This window comes from Bifidobacterium sp. W8103 (assembly GCF_016100775.1).
Taxonomy (GTDB): domain Bacteria; phylum Actinomycetota; class Actinomycetes; order Actinomycetales; family Bifidobacteriaceae; genus Bombiscardovia; species Bombiscardovia choladohabitans.
The window spans coordinates 16,514-36,978 of record NZ_JACFRV010000002.1; the positions used below are offsets into that span (position 1 = coordinate 16,514).

13 protein-coding genes are annotated in these 20,465 nt (G+C 58.1%); 6 read left to right on the forward strand and 7 right to left on the reverse strand.

The window, feature by feature from the left end:
• The first annotated feature begins 21 nt into the window (after positions 1-21).
• A complete protein-coding gene (locus tag H3U90_RS06845; protein WP_082067705.1) occupies positions 22-366 on the forward strand; it encodes an MGMT family protein in 345 nt (114 codons plus the stop codon).
• Here H3U90_RS06845 and H3U90_RS06850 read toward each other — a convergent pair.
• The 4 genes from H3U90_RS06850 to H3U90_RS06865 form a co-directional block, all read right to left on the reverse strand.
• Positions 282-1,895, reverse strand: coding sequence for a DNA-processing protein DprA (locus H3U90_RS06850; RefSeq protein ID WP_198177655.1), 1,614 nt, complete (start codon positions 1,893-1,895; stop codon positions 282-284). The two genes, H3U90_RS06845 and H3U90_RS06850, sit on opposite strands and share 85 nt — an antisense overlap.
• 49 nt (positions 1,896-1,944) lie before the next feature.
• Positions 1,945-3,531, reverse strand: coding sequence for a YifB family Mg chelatase-like AAA ATPase (locus H3U90_RS06855; protein ID WP_198177656.1), 1,587 nt, complete (start codon positions 3,529-3,531; stop codon positions 1,945-1,947).
• Positions 3,531-4,259 carry a YraN family protein gene (locus H3U90_RS06860; protein ID WP_332460600.1) on the reverse strand — a complete coding sequence of 243 codons (729 nt, stop codon included), beginning with the start codon at positions 4,257-4,259 and terminating at the stop codon, positions 3,531-3,533. The genes H3U90_RS06855 and H3U90_RS06860 overlap by 1 nt, the downstream gene beginning before the upstream one ends.
• 525 nt (positions 4,260-4,784) lie before the next feature.
• Positions 4,785-5,681, reverse strand: a complete 897-nt coding sequence (locus H3U90_RS06865) for a pyridoxamine kinase (RefSeq protein WP_198177657.1) — start codon at positions 5,679-5,681, stop codon at positions 4,785-4,787.
• Between the two features lie 266 nt (positions 5,682-5,947).
• On the opposite strand from H3U90_RS06865, the gene H3U90_RS06870 reads away from it, so the two are divergent.
• From H3U90_RS06870 to H3U90_RS06890, 5 genes are all read left to right on the forward strand, one after another.
• Complete coding sequence (locus H3U90_RS06870; protein ID WP_198177854.1) at positions 5,948-7,267, forward strand: O-acetylhomoserine aminocarboxypropyltransferase/cysteine synthase family protein; 1,320 nt, start codon at positions 5,948-5,950, stop codon at positions 7,265-7,267.
• Positions 7,268-7,462: 195 nt separating this feature from the next.
• Positions 7,463-8,353 (forward strand): ABC transporter ATP-binding protein, encoded by an 891-nt coding sequence (locus H3U90_RS06875; protein WP_232340680.1) that lies wholly within the window; start codon positions 7,463-7,465, stop codon positions 8,351-8,353.
• An 11-nt stretch (positions 8,354-8,364) separates the two neighbouring features.
• Positions 8,365-11,058, forward strand: a complete 2,694-nt coding sequence (locus H3U90_RS06880) for an ABC transporter permease (protein ID WP_198177658.1) — start codon at positions 8,365-8,367, stop codon at positions 11,056-11,058.
• Positions 11,059-11,462: 404 nt separating this feature from the next.
• Positions 11,463-12,347 (forward strand): ABC transporter ATP-binding protein, encoded by an 885-nt coding sequence (locus H3U90_RS06885; protein WP_198177659.1) that lies wholly within the window; start codon positions 11,463-11,465, stop codon positions 12,345-12,347.
• 32 nt (positions 12,348-12,379) lie between these two features.
• Complete coding sequence (locus tag H3U90_RS06890; protein WP_198177660.1) at positions 12,380-15,028, forward strand: ABC transporter permease; 2,649 nt, start codon at positions 12,380-12,382, stop codon at positions 15,026-15,028.
• A 19-nt stretch (positions 15,029-15,047) separates the two neighbouring features.
• Here H3U90_RS06890 and H3U90_RS06895 read toward each other — a convergent pair whose 3' ends face one another.
• From H3U90_RS06895 to H3U90_RS06905, 3 genes are all read right to left on the reverse strand, one after another.
• The gene (locus tag H3U90_RS06895) at positions 15,048-15,737 is read right to left on the reverse strand and encodes a response regulator (RefSeq protein WP_198177661.1); all 690 of its coding nucleotides are present in this window, start codon (positions 15,735-15,737) and stop codon (positions 15,048-15,050) included.
• 347 nt (positions 15,738-16,084) lie between these two features.
• Positions 16,085-18,820, reverse strand: a complete 2,736-nt coding sequence (locus H3U90_RS06900) for a sensor histidine kinase (RefSeq protein WP_198177662.1) — start codon at positions 18,818-18,820, stop codon at positions 16,085-16,087.
• A 643-nt stretch (positions 18,821-19,463) separates the two neighbouring features.
• Complete coding sequence (locus tag H3U90_RS06905; protein ID WP_415873747.1) at positions 19,464-20,447, reverse strand: ribokinase; 984 nt, start codon at positions 20,445-20,447, stop codon at positions 19,464-19,466.
• Positions 20,448-20,465 lie beyond the last annotated feature (18 nt).

The window sequence follows — 20,465 nt, forward strand, 5'->3', positions numbered from 1 at the left end:
TGCGCGGGCAGAATGGGTCTTATGACCGAACTTTCCTTCTCCCAGCAGGTGTATCAGGTCGTCAGGCGGATCCCTCGCGGCAAGGTGGCCACCTACGGTCAGGTCGCCTCTCTGACTGGCCATCCGCGCAACGCCAGGTTCGTGGGTTATGCGCTTCATGACAATCCTGAACCTGGGGTGATTCCCTGTCATCGCGTGGTCTTCCGCGATGGTTCTCTGGCACCTGGATTCGCTTTTGGCGGGCCTGAACGTCAGCGTCAGCTGCTGGAGGATGAAGGCGTTCATTTTGTTCCTCCCCGCAGCGATGAATCGGCTGGTGCGGACGGCTGGGTGGTGGATTTGGATCGCTGTCGCTGGAAGGCTTGATTCTTCTGGTCTTCAGCTGCCACGCATCCATTCTGCAGGCTGATCAGACCACAAATCTCCAGGGAACCCAGCAGCTGCATCAGATGCCTGACTGAGAGCTCATGTCCCTGATTGGCCAGCTCAGCGCGAAGCTGTCCCATCATGGGCGGACCGCCCCAGCGCTGGCAGGTACGGATAGCCGCCAGCACGGTTGCCTCTTCCTTGGTTAAAGGCAAGTCGTCAGTTTTTTCACATTCACAGTCCCTACCTGGATTCGATGGCGGGGTTGGAGGATGCTCTTTGTGCTGAGAGTGGGTCGGAAGCCTACCTCCATTAGTGCCGGATTGTTTGAGTGTGATTGGGAGCGGCTGATTGCCGTGAGTGGTTTGGATCGGATAATCACAGTCAAGCGGCGGTGTGCGCTGCGTGGGTTGTCTACTTGCTTGATGCTCATGATCTTCGGTGGTTTTGGCTGAAACTCCGGCTCCTTGTTGAACAGACTCGTCAGGGTGGATAGGTGCATGGGCGGGATGGCAGATGTCTTGGACGTCGGAGGCCGACAGGAGCAGCTCCGCCTTGCCTTCATGGATAAGCCGGTTGCAGCCGTTGTTTTCCGGCTGGTCGATTCTGCCTGGGGCAGCCAGTACGCGACGGCCCAATTCCACACCCCAATTGGCGGTGTTCAGCGCACCGGATCGGTGACGAGCCTGTGCTACAACGATGTCGGAGGCCAGGGCGGCGATGATCCTGTTGCGCAGAAGGAACCGACGCGCCTCGGGGATGGTGCCAGGCGGCAGCTCGCTGATCAGCGCGCCGCCATCTGCCTCAATGTTCTCGAACAGACGGCTGTTGCGTTTGGGACCCATATGCAACAAGCCTCCGGCAAAAACGGCCACCGTGCGTCCGCCGCCGGCGGCCAGGGCTCCCCAGTGGGCCGCGGCGTCCGTGCCCATGGCTCCGCCGGAGACGACCAGGTGGCCTTGGCCGGCGGCCTGTCTGGCGATCTGATGGGCGATGGACCGTCCATACTCGTCGCAGGCTCTGGACCCGACCACGGCCAGGGGGTGGTCACAGCAGATCAATGTTTTAGGATTGCCTCGTCCCCACAGGCAGAGGGGAGGGGCCCAGTCGGAGCGGCGTGCCAGGTCATCCACCTGGCCTGGCCAGCAGGGGTCATCTGGGGTCATCACCCAGAATTGGCCCCCACCTGTCATCATGGTTCGTACCTGGTCGGTGTCCATGGCCAGCAAGGGCGCCAGGCGTTTTCGCCAGGAATTGCTGATTTTGTGGAACCGGGTGAGGTCCTCAGGGCTCGTTTGCCGTCCCCATCGAACCGCCCCTTTAAGAAAGCGTTCGTCCAGACTGACACGAGCAGCATCATGGGGACTGCCGCTCTCCGACTGATTCGGCGCTCCCAACTCGATCAGATTTCGGCACAGGTCGGCAGCCTGGTCCGAGCCCAGCAGGCAGGCAATCATGAAGGCATCGGGGCCGTCTGCCGCCAGGGTCAGTACAGCTCTGGCAAGCCAGTCGTTTTCAGCCATGGACATCGGTCGCGGTTTACCGGCGGGCATGGTTCTCATCAAAGGTTTGGACATCTCATACGGCCCTTGTCCTGAGAAGGATGCCTGTGGTCACATCATCGGCACCGGGGCTGGTCCGCCCGTCCAGGTCAGCCAGAGTCCATGCCAGGCGCATGGTTCGGTCGGCTCCGCGCAGACTGATACGTTGCTTGTGCAGGGCCTGATCCACGACCGAACGTGCCTTGGCTGATGTGTTCTGGCGCAGCCATTCGCCGCTGATCTGTGCGTTGCAGGTCCAGCCTTCCTTGTGGAAACGCTCTTTCGCCGCCTGGCGGGCGCGGGTTACCCGCTGGCGGATCTTGGCGCTGCGCTGGCGTGGACGGTGGTCGTCGAAATCCGGGTTGGTCACCGGAGGGACTGTGATCTGGATGTCGATGCGGTCCATGATGGGTCCTGACAGCCTGTTCCAGTAGCGGAGGCGTTCGCGGGGCGTGCAGGTGCAGCGCTCGCCGGTGCCGTATCCGTATCCGCAGGGGCAGGGATTGGCGGCCATGACCAGCTGGAAACGAGCAGGGAAGGTGGTGCTGCCCTTGGCGCGGGACAGGAAGATTCGTCCGATTTCCAGGGGCTCGCGCAGGGATTGGATCACCCTTGGAGAGAACTCCGGAGCCTCATCCATGAAGAGGACGCCACGATGGGCACGGGTAATGGCGCCGGGCGTGGCCAGTCCTGCGCCGCCCCCGACCATGGCCGCCATGGAGATCGTATGATGTGGGGCCTCGAAGGGCGGCACATCGGTGATTCCATACTGGCTCAGCGTACCGCACAGGGATCGGACGGAGGCTACCTCCAACTGTTGAACAGCATCCAGAGCGGGCATGATGCTGGGTAGCCGTTCTGCAAGCATGCTCTTGCCGGCTCCCGGGGGACCGACCATGAGCATGTGGTGACCGCCGGCTGCAGCCACCATCATGGCCCACTTGGTCTCCTCCTGACCGATCACGTCAGCCATATCCGGCTTGGGGGGAGTTGGGCCGGCATTGGCGGGGGAGTTGTCTTGATGACCTGGGTTCCTGGGGTGCACACTCGCTATGTCGGCCGGTTTGTCAGAGTTCTTGTGGCTGTCTGACTCAGGTACGGCAACCCTGCTTTGCCCGCCCAAGGCCTGGATGAGCTGGCCCAGGTGGCGCAGTCCCACGACTTCTATATCGGGAACCAGACGGGCCTCGTCAAGGTTGTCTGCGGGGACGAAAGCCCGTGTGATTCCCTGAGCTCTGGCCTGAGTCAGAATGGGCAGCAGGCCATTGATGGGCAGAATCGTGCCGTCCAGGTTGAGTTCGCCCAGGATGACCGTATGGTCCAGGCCTTCCGTCGGCAGCGCTCCGCCGGCTTCCAGAACACTGGTCGCAATGGCCAGATCGTGTGAGGAGCCATGCTTGGGTTTTGAAGCAGGGGACATGTTGACGGTGACCCTGGTCTGCGGCCACCGGAATCCGCAGGCCGAGCAGGCGGATTTGACCCGTTCTCGCGACTCCGACAAGGAGGCGTCCGGCAGACCGATGATGGAGAAGTAGGGCAGACCAGGGGAGATGAAGGACTGTACGTGGATGAGAAAGGCCTTGAGGCCTATCAGTCCCACGGATTCAGCGGATCCAAGACGCATCAGAAGGCCTCCCTGGTGTGTCTGAGGAAGACCGATCCCGGATTCCAGCCGCCCCTGCCCGAACGGTTGGATCCCCTGACGGCCTCGGTGGATGCCTGACTGGAAGCCAAAGGATAAGGGCTCTCGGAATGAATGTTTCTGCCAGGGTCGGACTTGACTGACAGACTGATGACATCGAAACGGGTGCCGCGATGTCGCGCGCTGGGATCTCGGTCGTGGCTGATCAGCCATTGGACTGCTGCGCGACGCAGGTGGGTCTGCTTGCGCGGGCCGACAGCCTCTTCTGGGGATCCGAACCGACCGGTGCGCCTGGTCTTGACCTCTACGAAGACCAGAATCGCCTCGGGATCCAGGGCGATGATGTCCAGCTCGCCGAACCGGCTTCTCCAATTCCGGGCCAGGATTCTCCAATTTCGTTGCCGCAGCCACTGGCAGGCGTAGTCCTCGCCCAATCGTCCTAGCTCTCGGCTGTTTATGCCACTGGCTCCGATCTGTCGTTCAAGATCCGCCAGCTCTATGTCGAAGGATTCATCGTTGCTTGTGCCTAACCTTGTCCTCCCAGGGCGCATGGTTTCTGGATTGTCGACGGACCTTATGGAATCGGGCAGAGCGCTTATGGGCTGTGTGACCGATGGGTCTGCGATCATAGCGTCAGCATCGGTTCTGTCGTCTTTGTCATTGATGAATGCGCGGAGATTGGTTGGTCTAGTCAGTGCTTGTGTGTCCATGTTTCTAGGAGACCACTGGAAGGAGGTCGGCGACTAGTCGAACCAGGCATGTGGTCGAATGAACCTTTGCACGCACGAAAGTGGATGAACGAGTGGATTGACGATGCTGACGCTGTATCGATTCTATTCATTTCTGTATCAGGCAGCGGCCACAGAGGCAAGAAGAACTGAGACGGAAGAAAGCAGTGCCAAGTAAAGTAGAAACCGGGCAAAAAGGACCAGGTAAAGCCGAACTAGGGGAACAGAAACCAAGGAAGCAAGGGAGGGCATGACAGTAGGCAGCTAAATGAACCAGAAACAAAGAGATAACAGAGACCGGAAGGCACCGCCGGCGAATTCGTTGGCAATGCCTTCCGATCTGCTGTGGTCAGCAACTTATCTTTATGACTGATTTGTCACCCTGTCGACCGGGTCTTTGGCTGGCAAAATGCAGTGATTTATGCGGTCTGGATTCCATTCATCCACCTTGGCCTCCCACTCTTGACACATGCCTGGACGCCTATGCCGCTTTCACCGGCCTTGGGCTCACTGCCCCTGCATCAGGGCGGTCATCTGCCCCAGGTCCAGCTCGAAGCTGACCCCGCGCTGCTGATAGTCGGGCTGATTGCGTGTGTGCTGCATGGCCGAGCGGACGAATTCGCCGGCGATCCGGGCGGCATCGGCCAGGCCTCGCCCCGCAAAGAGCGCCCCGCATAGGCTGGATGCAAAGGCATCGCCGGTTCCGTGGATCATGAAAGGCAGCTTATCGTGGACCAGCTCGGTGCGCTCGCCGACTCCACCATGATCTGCCGAGGCCACGAAGTTGCGCAGCTTGCCATCCTTCCGGTCGATGCCCTTGATGATGACGTTTTTCGCGCCCATGTCCAGCAGACGGCCCAGACGCTCGCCAACCTGGGCGTCGTCGAGGTCCTGGCCTTCGTAGTCGATGCCGGTCAGCAGACTGACCTCGGTCAGGTTCGGCATGAGCAGGTCGGCGCCATCGACCAGGTTGGTCACGGCCCGGCACATCTCCTCGGTGTAGGTGGGGTACATGGATCCGCCGTCGCCCATGACCGGGTCGACCAGCCGCAGGGCCCTGGGGTATTCCCGATACATGCGCTGGATGATGTCGACCTGCTCGGCGCTGCCCAGGAACCCGCTGTAGATCCCGTCCAGCTCGACGCCCTCCTTCTGCCAGGCATCCAGGTATCCCGGCAGCATCTCGGTGGTGTCGTGGAAGGTGTAGTCCTTGAACATGGTGTGTGCGCTGAACAGGGCCGTGGGCACCGGGCAGACGTCGCATCCTGCTGCCGAAAGGATGGGGATGGCGGCCGTCAGCGAGCACTTGCCATACCCGCACATGTCATGCACAGCGGCGACTCGGGGGATGTACTTGCTGTCGCGCTGGTAGAGCCTGTTCTGATCGTCCGACTGTCCGGCCATCTTTTGAACTCCTTCATGCCTGCTGAGGCTGTTCGCAGCGGAGCCTTCTCCGTTGCTTACTCGACTCTACAGCGGAGGGGTTAAAGGGGCGCCGCCGCGTGTGCAATGTCGAGACGGAAAAGGCCCGCTTTCAACCTTTTGGAAGCTGTTATAAAAAAGGACGATACCGAAAAGTCCTTTCCGGCTTGAACAGGTGGGCTTGGGCCGCTTATGGTCACATCAAGAACTTGACCGATGACGTACGTCACCAACAGATAGGAATCGACATGACCGACCAGAACCCGCACAAGTACCATTTCGAGACGCTTCAGCTCCATGTAGGCCAGGAGCAGGCCGACCCCGCCACTGATTCCCGGGCCGTGCCCATCTACGCCACCACCAGCTACGTCTTCCACGACTTCGATCACGCCGAGGCCCGATTCGCCTTGAATGATCCGGGCAACATCTACGGCCGCCTGACCAACTCCACCCAGGGGGTCTTCGAGGACAGGATCGCCGCCCTGGAGAACGGCACCGCCGGTTTGGCCGTGGCCTCGGGAGCGGCAGCCGTGGAGTATGCCTTCCGGAACATCACCCAGACCGGGGACCATATTGTGTCCTCCAAGAACATCTATGGGGGCACTTTCAACCTCCTCAAGCACACCCTGCCCCGCGATGGTGTCGAGACCACCTTCGTAGATCCTTCGGACCCGGCCAACTTCGAGTCGGCCATCCAGGAGAACACCAAGCTGGTCTTCTTCGAGACCTTCGGCAACCCCAACGCCGACCTGCCCGACTTCGAGGCCATTTCAAAGATCGCCCATGACCACAACCTGCCGGTGATTGTCGACAACACTTTTGCCACCCCTTACCTGTTCCGTCCGCTGGAGCACGGTGCTGACATCGTCGTGGAATCGGCGACCAAGTTCATCGGCGGCCATGGCACCACCCTGGGCGGGGTCGTCGTGGAAGGCGGCAAGTTCGACTGGGCGGCAGTGCCCGGCAAGTTCCCCACCTTGACCGAACCCGACCCCAGCTACCACGGTCTGCGCTTCTATCAGGATCTGGGGGCTGCGGCCTTCGTCACCCGTATCCGCGCCATCCTCCTGCGCGACACCGGCGCCGTCATCTCGCCCTTTGCAGCCTTCCTCCTCCTGCAAGGGACCGAGACGCTCTCGCTGAGGGTTGAGCGTCATGTCGAGAACGCCCTGAAGGTGGTGGATTACCTGCAGACTGTGCCGGAGGTGGAGTCGGTCAGCCATCCGGCCATCGAGGGCCGCCCCGACCACGAACTCTACAAGCGCTACTTCCCCAACGGCGCCGGCTCCATCTTCACCTTCGATCTGAAGGGCGGCAAGGACGCGGCCAGGGTCTTCATCAACAACCTGCATCTCTTCTCCCTTCTGGCCAACGTGGCAGATGTGAAGTCCCTGGCTATCCATCCGGCATCGACCACCCACTCCCAGGAGACGCCGGAGGAGCTGGAGGATCAGGCCATCCATCCCGGTACCATCAGGCTCTCCATTGGCACGGAGAACATCGAGGATATTCTGGATGATCTCAAGGGTGCCTTCCAGGCACTGAAGGAGTCCGGTCTGGCCAAGTAGCCGGCAATCATACTTCCTTCTTGGTCCCGTATATGCGTGATATATGACCGAGAAGGCGAAGAAATACAAGGTGCCTGTCGAAACCTCATTACGTTTCGATGGGTGCCTTTGTATGTGCCCTCTCTTCACCCCTTTCCAGTCGCAGACACCACCTGACCGGTCAGGCGGAAATGTTGCGGTGAGTAAGATGGAGGCATGAAACATGGAGCAAAGACGAGGTCGTCTTCCGATCCGTCGTCCGGTGTGGGGAAACCGAGGCAGATTGCCCAGGTGGCCATCAGGGCCAAGGGATTGACCAAGGACTATGGGAGTGGGGAGAACCTGGTCCATGCCCTGCGGGGTGTCGATGTCGAATTCGAGCGGGGCAGGTTCACGGTCATCATGGGTCCCTCCGGATCGGGCAAATCCACCCTCATGCATACCTTGGCCGGCTTGGACACTGTTACCTCCGGACATGTCTACCTGAACGGGACCGATGCCGCCGGGGTGAAGGGCAAGCGGACCAGCCGTCGTGGAGGGCGGAGGGGAGTGGTCGACCTGACCAAGCTCAACGACAATCAGCTGACCCTCTTGAGGCGCCAGAGTCTGGGCTTCATTTTCCAGAGCTTCAACCTCCTGCCCATGTTTACGGCCAAGCAGAATATCCTTATGCCCTTGATCCTGGATGGGGTCAAGCCAGACACAGCCTGGCTGGAGGTTCTGGCCAAGACCCTGGGCCTGGAGGAGAGGCTGAGCCACCGGCCCAGTGAGCTATCGGGTGGTCAGCAGCAGCGTGTGGCCATCGCCAGGGCCCTCATCACCAAGCCTTCAATCGTCTTTGCGGACGAGCCTACGGGAAACCTGGACACGGCCTCATCGACCGAAGTGCTCAGCTTCCTGCGGGATTCGGTCCGCGAGCTGGGGCAGACCATCATCATGGTCACTCATGATGTCTTTGCGGCCTCATTTGCCGACCGGGCTTTGGTATTTGCGGATGGGCGGATCGTGGCAGACCAGGACAGACCCACTGTGGATTCCATGAACTCCCTGCTCTCCGAGGAAGTCATGGCCTCCGCAGCTACAGCTGGCTCAGCTGCTCATCGCTGAGGGGAATGCTCATGTGGTTCGTCGCCAGAAAAATGATGCGGCATGACCTGGGCATGATGGTTCCCGCGGGCATCGCCATTGTCGTCGGAACACTGTTTATTGCCATGACCTTCCTCTTCGGCAACACCATGGACGTTTCCATGCGGCGGATGGTCTCATCCGATGCGGCCCAGGCCAACTACGCCATCATCCCCGGGGAAGGCAGCAATCCAGATCAGAAGAGAGTGAAGGACTTCAAAACCGAGGAGCTGGCAAAAGTCCCAGGCGTTCACGCAGTCAGATCAGACACCCAGCTCATGGCGGATGTCCGCGCCGGCAAAATCAAAAGCGAGAGCGTGATTGCCATTCCTATGGCGGATTCATCGCTGATGCCGGTCGGTCTCGCCAAGGGATCCTGGCCCAGTGCCGACGACCAAGTGGTCCTACCCGGGCCGACTGTGTCCAGGCTCAAGCTCTCCCTGGGCGACAAGGTGAATCTGAATCTGTCGCCTAACATGCTGTATATTTCCGAGGATCTTGGGTCGAAAAATCAGGCCAGTGCCGACCAGGTGGCAGGCAGGTTCATATCGGAGCCCCTGACCTTGTCGGGCGTCAGTTCGAACCAGGGCAGCGAAGGCGGCGAGTTTGGCGAGTCGGGCGGTGCAATCGTGTTGACCCCCAAGACCATAGATGCCTTTATGGCTACAGCAGGTCTTGGCGACATGGGTAATCTGTATGCACAAAATGCATACTTGAATGTTGCCGGACAGGGCAGCGACCTCGATGGGACTCTGGCCTCTCTGCGCAAGCTCATGCCTTCGGGCTATTCCCTTGAGGACCGTCACACTATGGAGGACCGACTGGTCAAGACCGCGCTCGGCGGTTCCCAAAACCCCGTGACCACCTTTCTTCTGGTCTTTGGCACACTGGCCATGTTCGTGGCTGCCACCGTCATCGCTAACACCTTCCAGGTCATGGTCGCACGGCAACGTCGCTATTTGGCCCTCCTAAGGACGATAGGCGCCAATAAGAACCAGGTCAGGGCCAGCGTCCTGATGCGTTCAATCATCCTGGGCGCTGTGGCATCCCTGATCGGGGTTGGCGTCGCCATCGGCATCATGGCAGTTCTGGGTGCAGCCAAAGCTCATACGAGTTCCCTCTACTTCCAATTGAAACTGACTCCGGCAGTCTTCCTGGTGCCTATTGTTTTCGGCATCATTGTCACGGTCCTGGCCTCCCTGGGCTCCTCGTGGGCCGCCACCAGGGTCAGTCCTTTGGAGGCGCTGAGGCCTGCCGATCTTTTGGAGAACAAGCGGACGAGCAGGATGCGTCTGTTTGTCAGCGTGGTCATGATTCTGCTGGGCATCACCATGACGGTCTGGTCCCTCTGGCAGGTCAGGCTCAGTGTCACGGCAGACAAGGCCAGCAAGACATCCGGAGACGGGCCGAACATTGTTGCTGCCATGGCCGTCATCGGCATTGTTCTTGCATTCCTGGGCATTTTGTTCAGTGCCAATCGTTGGATTCCCTTCATGCTCAGGGGAGTCGGGTCCCTGGTTTCTCGGATCGGGCCCTCGTCCACAATCGCTGTGGCCAACATCGCTCGGAACCGCTCCCGCGTGGCGGCTACGGGTACCGCCCTCCTGATTGGCGTGACACTGGTCGCCACCCTGGCCACGGGCGCCGCCAGCGCCAAGCAGACCATGGCCGACATGCTGGACGAGCACTACTCCGTCGATCTGCAGATCAGCGCCGATGGCCTGGATGACAAGGCTCTGAATGCCATTCGGCGAATCGACGGGGTCGCTCAGGCCGAGCTGGTGCCCCAGTATGCTGCCATGGTCAAATCAGGCGGCGAGAACGGTGCGGGAATGACTATTTTCGCCCTTGACTCGCAGAAGATCGATCGTCTCCTGAACGCCAAGGTCGGCAAGGATCTTTCCGGACAGGATGCCCTTCTGCTTCCAGAAAGCCGCATGGACAAACAGAAGGATTTTCATGACGGAGGGAATCTGGGGCTCAATATTCTCAACCCGATTCAAGGCGACGCTCATGGGGGATCCGCATCGGTTGCTCAAAGACTCTTCGTGACCAGTGTCTATGCGCCCTTCCAGGGGATTGATGCCAGTAATTTCTATGGTCTGACTGACTCATCCTCGCTAAATGGCGTTCAGCCTCAGACCGTGCAGATCTGGGCCAAGGTCGATGGTTCACCAACAGTCTCAGCATTCATTGACAAGGTGAAAGACGCGCTTTCCGGTTATTCGGCTGTTTCCGTCAAGGGTGGTCTGGCTGAAAAGCAGCAGTGGGATCGGACCATCGACAGCCTGCTCATGATCATCCTGGCTCTCTTGGCGGTTGCAGTGGCCATCGCCGTGATTGGCGTGGCCAACACGCTTTCCCTCTCGGTACTGGAACGCAGACGGGAGTCCGCCACCCTGCGGGCCATCGGGATGACCCGGAAGCAGATCAGGCGGTCCCTGGCTGTGGAGTCAGGGTTGATAGCTCTGGTGTCGTCCTTGTCTGGCATGGTCCTGGGCCTGCTTTTCGGCTGGGCTGCAGCCTATGAGATCTTCTCCTCGCTGGGTACGGTGGCTTTCCCCATTCCCTGGTCCACTGGTCTGGTGATTCTGCTGGTGGCGCTCGTAGCCGCGATCTTGGCAAGCGTTCTGCCTGCAAGACGCGTCAACCGGACTCCGCCGGTCGTGGCTCTTGCAGAGGAATGACGGCAAGCCAACCTTCATTCTGGCATGCCTTGGTCGGCGCCGGGAATGAATGACTCATTCTGCCAGGTGATGTTTTCCTTGACGCTGCTTGGGTGTTCCTGTAGTCAATCACGGGAATCTAGGCAACTGTTTCAATCCCTTGGTCCGATGGTTGCATGTCTTGTGACTCGTGTCTTTTGTGTTGAGCAAGATGCTTGACATGATTTGCTTCATCTCCGCAAATGTCCATTCCCGCAGCCCCGCGTTGAGTTGGATGGTGTCAGCCTAACAGGAGGACTTCTTCAGCGCACTCATCCGTAAGGATGATTATCTTCATCGCTCCCAGGGAGCATATCGCGGCAGCTAATAGCCGCATAGGGTCGGAAGCTGACGGGAGAAAGGTTTCCTCGCGGATAAGGAGCACCATGCAGAACAAAGCGGATACTTCGTCTTCACAAGGGTTGATCGACAGAGCAGGTCCAGGCATCGTGGGTCAGCCGGCCGTCAGCGCCAGGCAGCTGACCAAGGATTATGGGCAAGGATCTAACGCCGTCCATGCCCTGCGCGGAATTGACGTGAATTTCGAGCGTGGCCGGTTCACCGCCATCATGGGTCCTTCAGGTTCGGGCAAGTCAACGCTCATGCACGTTCTGGCTGGTCTGGATACTGTCACCTCAGGCCATGTCTATATGGCCGCTGATCTTCTGCATTCGAAGAGCGGAGATCGTCACCATCCATCGATTGATCAGGCCGGCCGAGTCGACCTGACACGAATGGACGACCGTCAGCTGACCCTTATCAGGAGACGGCATCTGGGATTCATCTTCCAGAGCTTCAACCTATTGCCTATGTTCACTGCCAAACAGAACATCCTCATGCCGCTGGTACTGGACGATGTTCGGCCAGACACCTCATGGATGGAGCAGCTGGTAGAGACTCTGGGATTGTCGGAGAGGTTGGACCATCGGCCCAGCGAGCTCTCGGGTGGCCAGCAGCAGCGTGTGGCCATTGCCAGGGCCCTCATCACCAAGCCTTCAATCGTCTTTGCGGACGAGCCTACGGGAAACCTGGACACGGTTTCCTCGACCGAGGTGCTCAGCTTCCTTCGGGATTCGGTCCGCGAGCTGGGGCAGACCGTCATCATGGTCACTCATGATGCCTATGCCGCATCCTATGCCGACCGTGCGCTGGTCTTTGCCGACGGACGGATAGTTGCGGACCGACAGAATCCGACAGTGAAAGCCATGAATGACCTTTTGGCTGAACAAGTCTCGGCTGGCACTGCTGGCGATTCCCAGGTACAGGACTAGGGGGGTGCACTGTGTGGCGGATAACCCGTACGATGATGAAGCGCGATGCACGTATGATGATGCCGGCTGGTCTGGCCATTGTTATCGGCACCCTCTTTATGTGCCTGACGCTCCTTTTTGGCAACGTGGCGAATGCCTCCATGCGTCGCGAAATCAGCATGGATGCAGGTCAAGCCAACTATGCTGTGACATCCAGAAGGGATCAGGACAAGCCGATTCTGCTCGACGAATTCGATGGCAAGAGGCTGTCGAAAGTGCGCGGTGTTAGTGGTTTGCGCCCTGATGTCGACCTCATGGTGGATACGGAAGCAAACGGTCATTCCAGCAAGGGGATTCTGGCCATTGTGGGTGCCAGGCAGGAGCTTATGCCTATCGATCTGGTTCGGGGGCAATGGCCGGATTCAGACGACCAGGTTGTGCTTCCGCATTCCGTCTCCGACAGGCTCCAAGCGGACCCGGGTGATAAGGTGCGCCTTCATCTGTCCCCGTTGATGCTGCCAGGAAGTGACGGTGCTCAGGATTCTTCAAGAAGAGAACGCCTTGTCGACCAAGGCACTGTGGATTTGACCATTTCAGGCATCAGCAAGAGCCGTGGTGGACAGTACGACGATTTCGGTGGAGCTGTGGTGCTTACGGATTCTCGGATTGATCGTTTGTTGACTATGGCGAGAATGGTTGGACCAGAATCCCTCCCTGTGGAAAACATCTATCTGCAGGTTGATGGCCAAGGCGAGGAACTTCAGAACACTCTGCACGACATCAGGCGATACGTTCCCAAGGGATACCGGCTGGAGGACCGTCGTGCCATGGAGAACAGGCTGCTCAGTGAACAGACCGGCAATGGTGTGAACATCATGACTGTCTTCCTCATGACCTTTGGTGTGCTGGCCATGGTGGTGGCTGCCTTGGTGATTGCCAACACCTTCCAGATCATGGTGGCCAGACAGCGCAGGTATCTGGCCCTGCTAAGGGTTATTGGTGCTGATCGTCGGCAACTCAGAGTAGGCGTGCTGCAGCAGGCTTTGCTCCTTGGTGTCATATCGTCCCTGATCGGCATCCTGCTGGCCATGGGTTTGATGGGCCTTGCCGGTTGTCTTGGTTTGCACTCGGGCACCATGAAGCTTGAACTCCTGCTTACACCTGCCGCCCTCCTGGTTCCGTTTGTGCTCGGCGTTTTGGCAACCCTGGTGGCTGCCTTTGGATCTACTCATACGGCTATAAGGGTCAGACCGCTTGAAGCCCTGCAACCAGTGGATTATCAGGAGCAGGACAGCAGGAATCGGACCGGTTTACGAATCAGTATCCTGCTGGCTGTCATTGGTCTGGCGTTGGTGATTTGGTCCTCTTGGCGCGTGGGGGAGCTAGTCAGGACAGACTCTGGCGATACAGTCCAGACCAGTAATCAGCAGGAACTACTGCTAGGTCTCGCGGTATTGGGTGTTTTGCTGATCTTTCTGGGTGCGCTGATAGGGGCTCGTCGATGGATTCCGGCTCTTCTGCGTTGTTTGGGTAAACCTGTGTCCAAGATTGGACCATCTTGCAGGGTTGGAGTGGCGAATATCGCTCGAAATCCCTCACGTGTCGCTGCCACAGGTGTTGCTCTGCTGATTGGCGTAACTCTGGTCTCCACTCTGGCTACAGGTGCGGTAACCACTAAACGGACCTTGGCCAAGGATATCGATCAGCGTTATTCCGTGGATATTGAAATATCTGGTCAGGGGCTGAACAAGAGAAATGTGCGGGCAATTGAGCGTATCCAAGGTGTTGCAGATGCAGAGCTGGTGCAGCGATACAATGCCAAGGTCGAGTCAGGAGGCCCCACGCAAGCATCCATGACTATCTACGCCCTGGATGCTTCACGGATCAGGCGTGTGCTCCATGCCGATCTGGGTCCAGGTATGCAAAGGTCGGATTCACTGCTGGTGTCGACCAGAACGATTTCCAAGCATTCCGGTTACCGGGATGGAAGTCAGTTGAAGTTGTCGATAGCTGATCCTCAGGCGGATGATGAACGTGTAAAAGAGGCAGATGCAAGAAGAACGTTGACTGGTGTATTTGCCGGATTCGGCGGGTTGGATAACAGTGGCGTCTATGCAATCACGGACTCCCGGAATGTTGCCGGGGTTGACACGAAGACGCATGAAATCTGGATCAGGACGCAGGGAGATCGCGATGCCGCACTGCTCTTGGATGACGTACGTCAGGCTGTAGGAGAGCATGACGACATGGCCGTCAGCGGAGGACTGACGCAAAAGAGGCTATGGGGCGAAAGAATCGATTCCTTATTGGCGATTATGGTGGCATTGCTGGGCGTTGCCGTCATTATCGCCCTCATAGGGGTTTCCAACACTTTGATGATGTCGGTGCTGGAACGCCGTCGTGAGACCGCCACGCTCAGAGCAATCGGCATGAGCAGCGTCCAGGTTCGTCGATCCTTGGGAGTCGAAGCCTGCATGATTGCCCTAGGAGCCAGTCTGGCTGGAATCATTCTAGGAATGCTATTCGGGTGGATAGGAGCCTATCAGATCTTTGTGCCCTTAGGATCCGTGACCTTCACCGTGCCATGGTCGGCTTTTGCGCTGATACTGCCAGTGGCCTTGCTGGCTGCGGTGGCAGCCAGTGTGCTGCCAGCCAGGGAGGCAGTCAAGGTTTCACCCATTGAGGCACTTAGTGACGATTGATGCTGCATGACGGCCGGGTTCATACCAGATGGTTTTCGTAAGCGAAGACCACCGCCTGGACGCGGTCGCGGGCATTGATCTTCTGGAGAATGTGAGTGACATGAGTTTTCACTGTGGGCAGTGAGATTCCCAGACTGTCGGCTATCTCCTGGTTGCTCAGACCTTGGGCTATGTGAACCAGGACCTGCAGTTCGCGATCAGTGAGCAGGTCCGCTTCGGGATCACGATAGGTCGATCCCGAAGGCATGGACCCGGTCGCAGGCATGTCCTGGGCCATGTGTTCGATCAGGCGTTTTGTAGCCGAGGGGGCGATGATCGCATTGCCTTGGTGAACTGTACGGATGGAGGACAGGAGGGTTTCAGGTTCGGTATCCTTGAGCAGAAATCCTGATGCGCCGGCTTTTATAGCAGCCATGACGTATTCGTCAAGATCGAAGGTTGTCAGCACAATGACCCTGGACTCGGGACGATCAGGTGACAAAGCAGTGATTCGGCGGGTGGCTGTCAAACCATCCATGCCGGGCATGCGAACATCCATAAGGATCACATCGGGCCGCAGACGTGAAGCCAGGTCCACTGCTTGCTCGCCGTCCGCACCTTGGCCAACCACGGTCATGTCATCCTGGGAGCCGATGACCATGGCAAAGCCAGCCCGGACCAGATCCTGGTCATCCACGATGGCAACGCTGATGGGTTCGGTCCGTTCCATGACTGCCTGCTTCTTTCCGCTAGATAATGGCCAGTGCCACCATCCGATTTTATCTGAGGTGAGTGTTGCTAGGAATTACGACTGGATTCAATTTGGAGTCAGGGTAATCGCTGTCTGGTTGATTGTTGTTTGAGTAATTGTTGCCTGAGTAATTGTGGCTACGTGACTGTCGTCGCAGGGACTTTCAACTGGTGAAGTTATGCTCGTCAGCAATCGATTCTCGGGGTGGCTGATCTTCGAGTGCGTGATTCATGGAGCGCTCAATTTTTCGACTGTACTGATTACCTGACATGATCATTTTCCTGTGTGCTATCCATAAGAAATGCTCATCATCAAGAACGCCTATGTCAGGAGTTCGATTGGTTCGATTGGGCATGCTCTGGTTCCTTATCCTGTTGCGAATGTTGTGGACGGTCGTCTAGTTGATCGTTAAGATCTACTGGCAGGGGTTTGGCTGGGTGAAGGGCCGGCAAAGGTGTGGTCTTGTGGCTGCTGTCTGAATTGGGGTGCTTGTCTGTGGAATCGGAGGGGTCAGTGTTTGAATGCAAATCCATGCTGGAACTGTGCCGCAGGACGGTGAGCAGTTGTCGCATGCGAGCCAGGGCCTGGCGTCCTTGAGTTGCAATGTCGCCGAAGGCTTGCGCTACCTGCTCCGGGGGAGGGTCCACCCTCTTGACTTGATAATCGTTCAACTTGGCGATGGCTTTGCTGGTGGATGCAATGACTGTATTCAGTGTTGCGGCCACTTCTACCTGCATGGTAGAGCCAATGAGTTCTCGCTCTTGATTAGCGGCCAGAGCCTGGCTTTCCTGCAGGGTCTGGTTTAGCGCGCGCTCGCGATCCTGCTGGAGAAGCAGGACCGAGCCACGAGTGCGTCGGCGTGATGCAATCAGAATGGCCAGTAGACAGATCAAGGCCGGTGCCGCCATCACTATGAAAAGGGTTAAATGGGATTCAGAGAAAGATGATTCTACTGGTCCTTCTGTCATGTAGGACAGAATGGTTGGACATCCTTGGTTATTGACTACACATCTGACGGCCCATAAAACCATATCCGTGATGACCGCCAACGGAACCCATCGCCTGGTGGCATCTTTACCGTAAACCATTGCCGAATAGACGGCGACGGGGGACAAGACTGCAGCTTCAGGCAGCCAGGGCGAGAAGAGCAGCAACAGGGCGGCAACTGCAGCCACTATGGCGGCGCAAATGCCGGGACGGACTCTGCGCACAATCAAAGGCAAAGCGATACCTAGAGTAGCGATAATCCTTACTGGCCGGCCCGGATCATATTGGCGCGTGACAGGTGCAATAGCAAGAGCCTGACCTGGATTTTCAACCAATACGAGTCCGATTACCAAACCCAGGTCGGCCGTCAATGGATGGCGTTGAAACCAAACGAAGAGCGTGGAAACAATCGAGCGCAGGGACCATTGAGCTTGTCGCTTTGCATGTATCCCCACTTCGGTTTCGGATTTTGGCGGGCCGACAAAGGGAATCCACGCCTTGAGGTGGTAACCGCCTTCTGGTTTGGGACCAGCTTGAAGGTTGCCTCCCAGAAAAGTCAGTCGTTCGCGCATCCCTAAAAGGCCGAAACCTGAATGCTCAGGTCGTTCGATCTGTGATGGGGAATTTTCGGTCGTAGTGGCATGGTCGAGCGGGCGGTCGTCAATGGTTAGACTCAGACCGTCCGTGAGCCATTGTTCTTCAACAAGCACAGCTGAATCCAGAGCGGCATGCTTGCGAACATTGGTCAAAGCCTCTTGGAGGACCCTGTATGCAGTTAAAGCGCGGCTGTGATCCAACTTTTCTGGGTGGGGTCGGCCTTCAATGCGTCGGCTGAATCGGGATTCCGGCTGTGCGAGTCGGGCCGCAGCTATCAAGTCTGTCCATGATCCGTAGCTGGTCGGTGGATTGCTTGATGAGGTGGTAGCCGAGGACCAAGTATGTCCATTGTCGGTCGTATCAACGTTGGCTTCGGCAGTGTTAACAGTTGGAGTCTCTTTAATTGTGGGAAGATAACCGCTGGCCTGGCTTGGTTGAGCACGTTCTGCATCAACTGAATTGCAATCATGCGCGTTCGTAAATTGACGAGTAAAACCCGTTTGGGTATTTACTTGAGATTGGTCAAGTATCTGGATGTTGGCAGGGTCCATTGGTTGTGGGGAAGAGGGGTGCTGGCTGGGAAGAGAATCAGTGGTTTTTTGGCTGGTTTCTGTTGCCGAGTTGGTTGGAGCCTTGAGTTTGCCGAAGAGCGAGCTCAGCTCACGTAGGGCGCGACGGCTCTCTTGATCAATGGTGCGCATGGTCTTGAGAGCCAGGTTCACATCGGCAGTAGCTGCGTACCTGCCGGCATCTGCCTGCACAATGACAATGGACAGAGTGTGGGCGACGACATCGTGCATGTCACGCGCTATGCGGGCCCGTTCAGCGCTGGCAGACAGGGCCGCACTTTGTTCTGCCTGCAAAGCCAAGGCGTGGTTGCGTCGCCGGGCCTCGTCAAGGGCATTCCGTCTGGTCCGCGTCCAGTAGGCTGCAACGATGGCTATGAGCAGCAAAAGACCCTCGATCAGAAAATTCGATAGGAAGGTGATTGCCAGATCTTTGAATGAGGTCGGCAACTTTGAGGTGTCGTCCGGCTGCGTCTTGTCCGGAGGCAGAAACCCCAAATCGACTAATGTGAAGATAAGGCAGGATAGGGGCGTCATGACCCAGGCCAAGGTGAGATAGAGCCGACGTAAGGATGGGCGTCCGTAGAGCAGACAGGAATAGACCATCACCAGGCAGACTGCATCAGTGAGCATGATGGCAGGACCCAAAAGGAGCTGAGCCAGAGCCACAGCAATGAAAAGTCCGGCTGCTAGGTCGGGGAATCGGCGACGGATAACGACAGGTGCTATGAGCAGTCCTGTCCACATCAGAATTAGGTTTTCCTGCAAGGGGATCAGGGCCCCATCTCTTAGATTGGCACTGGAGCCGCTCATCACCAGAAATAGAAGGATGGCGAAGAGAGCATCAGTCAGCAGCATTCGATTGTTGGACCTGGTGATTGGTTGTTGCGCTGTTTGACTGGCTGTGCTCATGGAATCAACAATATTCGGGGGTGGCGGAAGGTGCCATCAATCAGAGGGATGATGTGGTCAAACGTGGTCGCAGGCTGTCGCAGGCTGGATGAGCCGGAGCAGTTATAATCGGGGATGAGCGCTTTAATAGTTGGTGGGAGGATTACGGCTTTGCAGATGCAGGTCGTGTTTATCGGTCCAGCCGTTTTGGCTTTGGGAGACCTAGTAGCTTCCTTGCGTAGCATGCTCGGTCAAGGCATACATGTACTCCAATGCACAACGCGACCTTTAGATGCATTTAACAGGCAATAAGAACGGATTACGTACTTAAATTCAGTTGACAATTGGATTCAGCTGGCAATAAGAGCGGATATCGGACTTGTCCTTAGTTGGTAATAGGTATGGATTCCATATTCGCACTCAACTGGCAACAAGTATGCATCCAGTATCCATCCATCCAGCCTGTATCGCACAGATACCAGTCAGGCCGACGAATCGTGGTGCATTCCGCAACGGTTCATCGGCCTGACAACGTAGGGAGGGGGTCAGCAGCGCTCTACTTGTATAATCGGTGGACCCTGACCAGCGGACCCTGGTTACAAGATCCCGGTGGTCAGGATTCCGATGGCTCGACCTTGATGGCTCCGGCCCCGAACGTCCAAACTCAGGAGAAACGCAGCCGAATCTGCTCGGCTGTGCCGTAGGAGGCCTGCGCCCCCTGCCCGGTGGCGGCGTAGGCGGAGACGTAGGAGGCCAGCTGGGCGGCCTGCACAAGGGTCATGTCGGAGGCAAGGCCGGCCAGCACGGTGCCCATGAAGGCGTCCCCGCAGCCGGTGGTGTCCACGGCGTCCACATGCACGGCGTGAATCCGGTAGGTCTGGCCCTGGTCCAGCACCATGGATCCCTCGCCGCCCAAGGTGACGATGGCCCGGTGGAAGCCGAAGTCCTGCATGGTCTGGTTGATCCGGTCCCAGTCGGCCCCCAGCCAGTCGCCGTCCTCGGGCTCGTCGATGCCCAGCAGCTGAGCCATCTCATGCTCGTTGACCAGGATCAGATCCGAGTTGGCGATCAGGTCGGCAGGCAGGTCGGCGCGGAAGGGGGAGTCGTTGAGCAGCACGGTCATGCCGGCCTCGTGGCCCATGCGCGCGGCCTCGGTGACCGTCTCGATGGGGCTCTCCAGGCACAGGCCCAGCACCTTGGCCGAGGTCAGGGCCTGGCGGGAGCGGTGGGCGTAGTCCACATCCACCTTGCCGTTGGAGCCGGGAGAGTAGACGATGGTGTTCTCGCCGCGCGCATCCACGGTGATGACTGTGGTTCCGCTGGCTCCCGGCACGGTCATCACATGGGAGACGTCCACCCCGGCGTTGCCCAGCTGCCCCAGCAGGAAGTCGGCGTTGGAGTCGGATCCCACAGCCCCGAAGAGCCTGACCTGGGCGCCGATGCGGGCCGCGGTCGCCGCCTGGTTGGCCGACTTGCCCCCGGGCAGCACCTGCAGGGGACCCCCGTTGATGGTCTCGCCGGGCTTGGGCAGCCGGTCGGTGTTGACGGTGTAGTCCGCATTCATGGACCCGACCACCGAGATGGACCCCGTGATGGCATCCAGTCCTTTGAGCACCTGGTCGGGTGCCGCCGCCATATCTTGAATCATGTTTCTCCGTTCCTTGAT

What these genes read in the sequence shown, in the direction of transcription:
- H3U90_RS06845 (WP_082067705.1), top strand. Translation starts at nt 22, where the DNA reads ATGACCGAACTTTCCTTCTCCCAGCAGGTGTATCAGGTCGTCAGGCGG.
- H3U90_RS06850 (WP_198177655.1), bottom strand. Translation starts at nt 1,895, where the DNA reads ATGTCCATGGCTGAAAACGACTGGCTTGCCAGAGCTGTACTGACCCTG.
- H3U90_RS06855 (WP_198177656.1), bottom strand. Translation starts at nt 3,531, where the DNA reads ATGCGTCTTGGATCCGCTGAATCCGTGGGACTGATAGGCCTCAAGGCC.
- H3U90_RS06860 (WP_332460600.1), bottom strand. Translation starts at nt 4,259, where the DNA reads ATGGACACACAAGCACTGACTAGACCAACCAATCTCCGCGCATTCATC.
- H3U90_RS06865 (WP_198177657.1), bottom strand. Translation starts at nt 5,681, where the DNA reads ATGGCCGGACAGTCGGACGATCAGAACAGGCTCTACCAGCGCGACAGC.
- H3U90_RS06870 (WP_198177854.1), top strand. Translation starts at nt 5,948, where the DNA reads ATGACCGACCAGAACCCGCACAAGTACCATTTCGAGACGCTTCAGCTC.
- H3U90_RS06875 (WP_232340680.1), top strand. Translation starts at nt 7,463, where the DNA reads ATGAAACATGGAGCAAAGACGAGGTCGTCTTCCGATCCGTCGTCCGGT.
- H3U90_RS06880 (WP_198177658.1), top strand. Translation starts at nt 8,365, where the DNA reads ATGTGGTTCGTCGCCAGAAAAATGATGCGGCATGACCTGGGCATGATG.
- H3U90_RS06885 (WP_198177659.1), top strand. Translation starts at nt 11,463, where the DNA reads ATGCAGAACAAAGCGGATACTTCGTCTTCACAAGGGTTGATCGACAGA.
- H3U90_RS06890 (WP_198177660.1), top strand. Translation starts at nt 12,380, where the DNA reads ATGATGAAGCGCGATGCACGTATGATGATGCCGGCTGGTCTGGCCATT.
- H3U90_RS06895 (WP_198177661.1), bottom strand. Translation starts at nt 15,737, where the DNA reads ATGGAACGGACCGAACCCATCAGCGTTGCCATCGTGGATGACCAGGAT.
- H3U90_RS06900 (WP_198177662.1), bottom strand. Translation starts at nt 18,820, where the DNA reads ATGAGCACAGCCAGTCAAACAGCGCAACAACCAATCACCAGGTCCAAC.
- H3U90_RS06905 (WP_415873747.1), bottom strand. Translation starts at nt 20,447, where the DNA reads ATGATTCAAGATATGGCGGCGGCACCCGACCAGGTGCTCAAAGGACTG.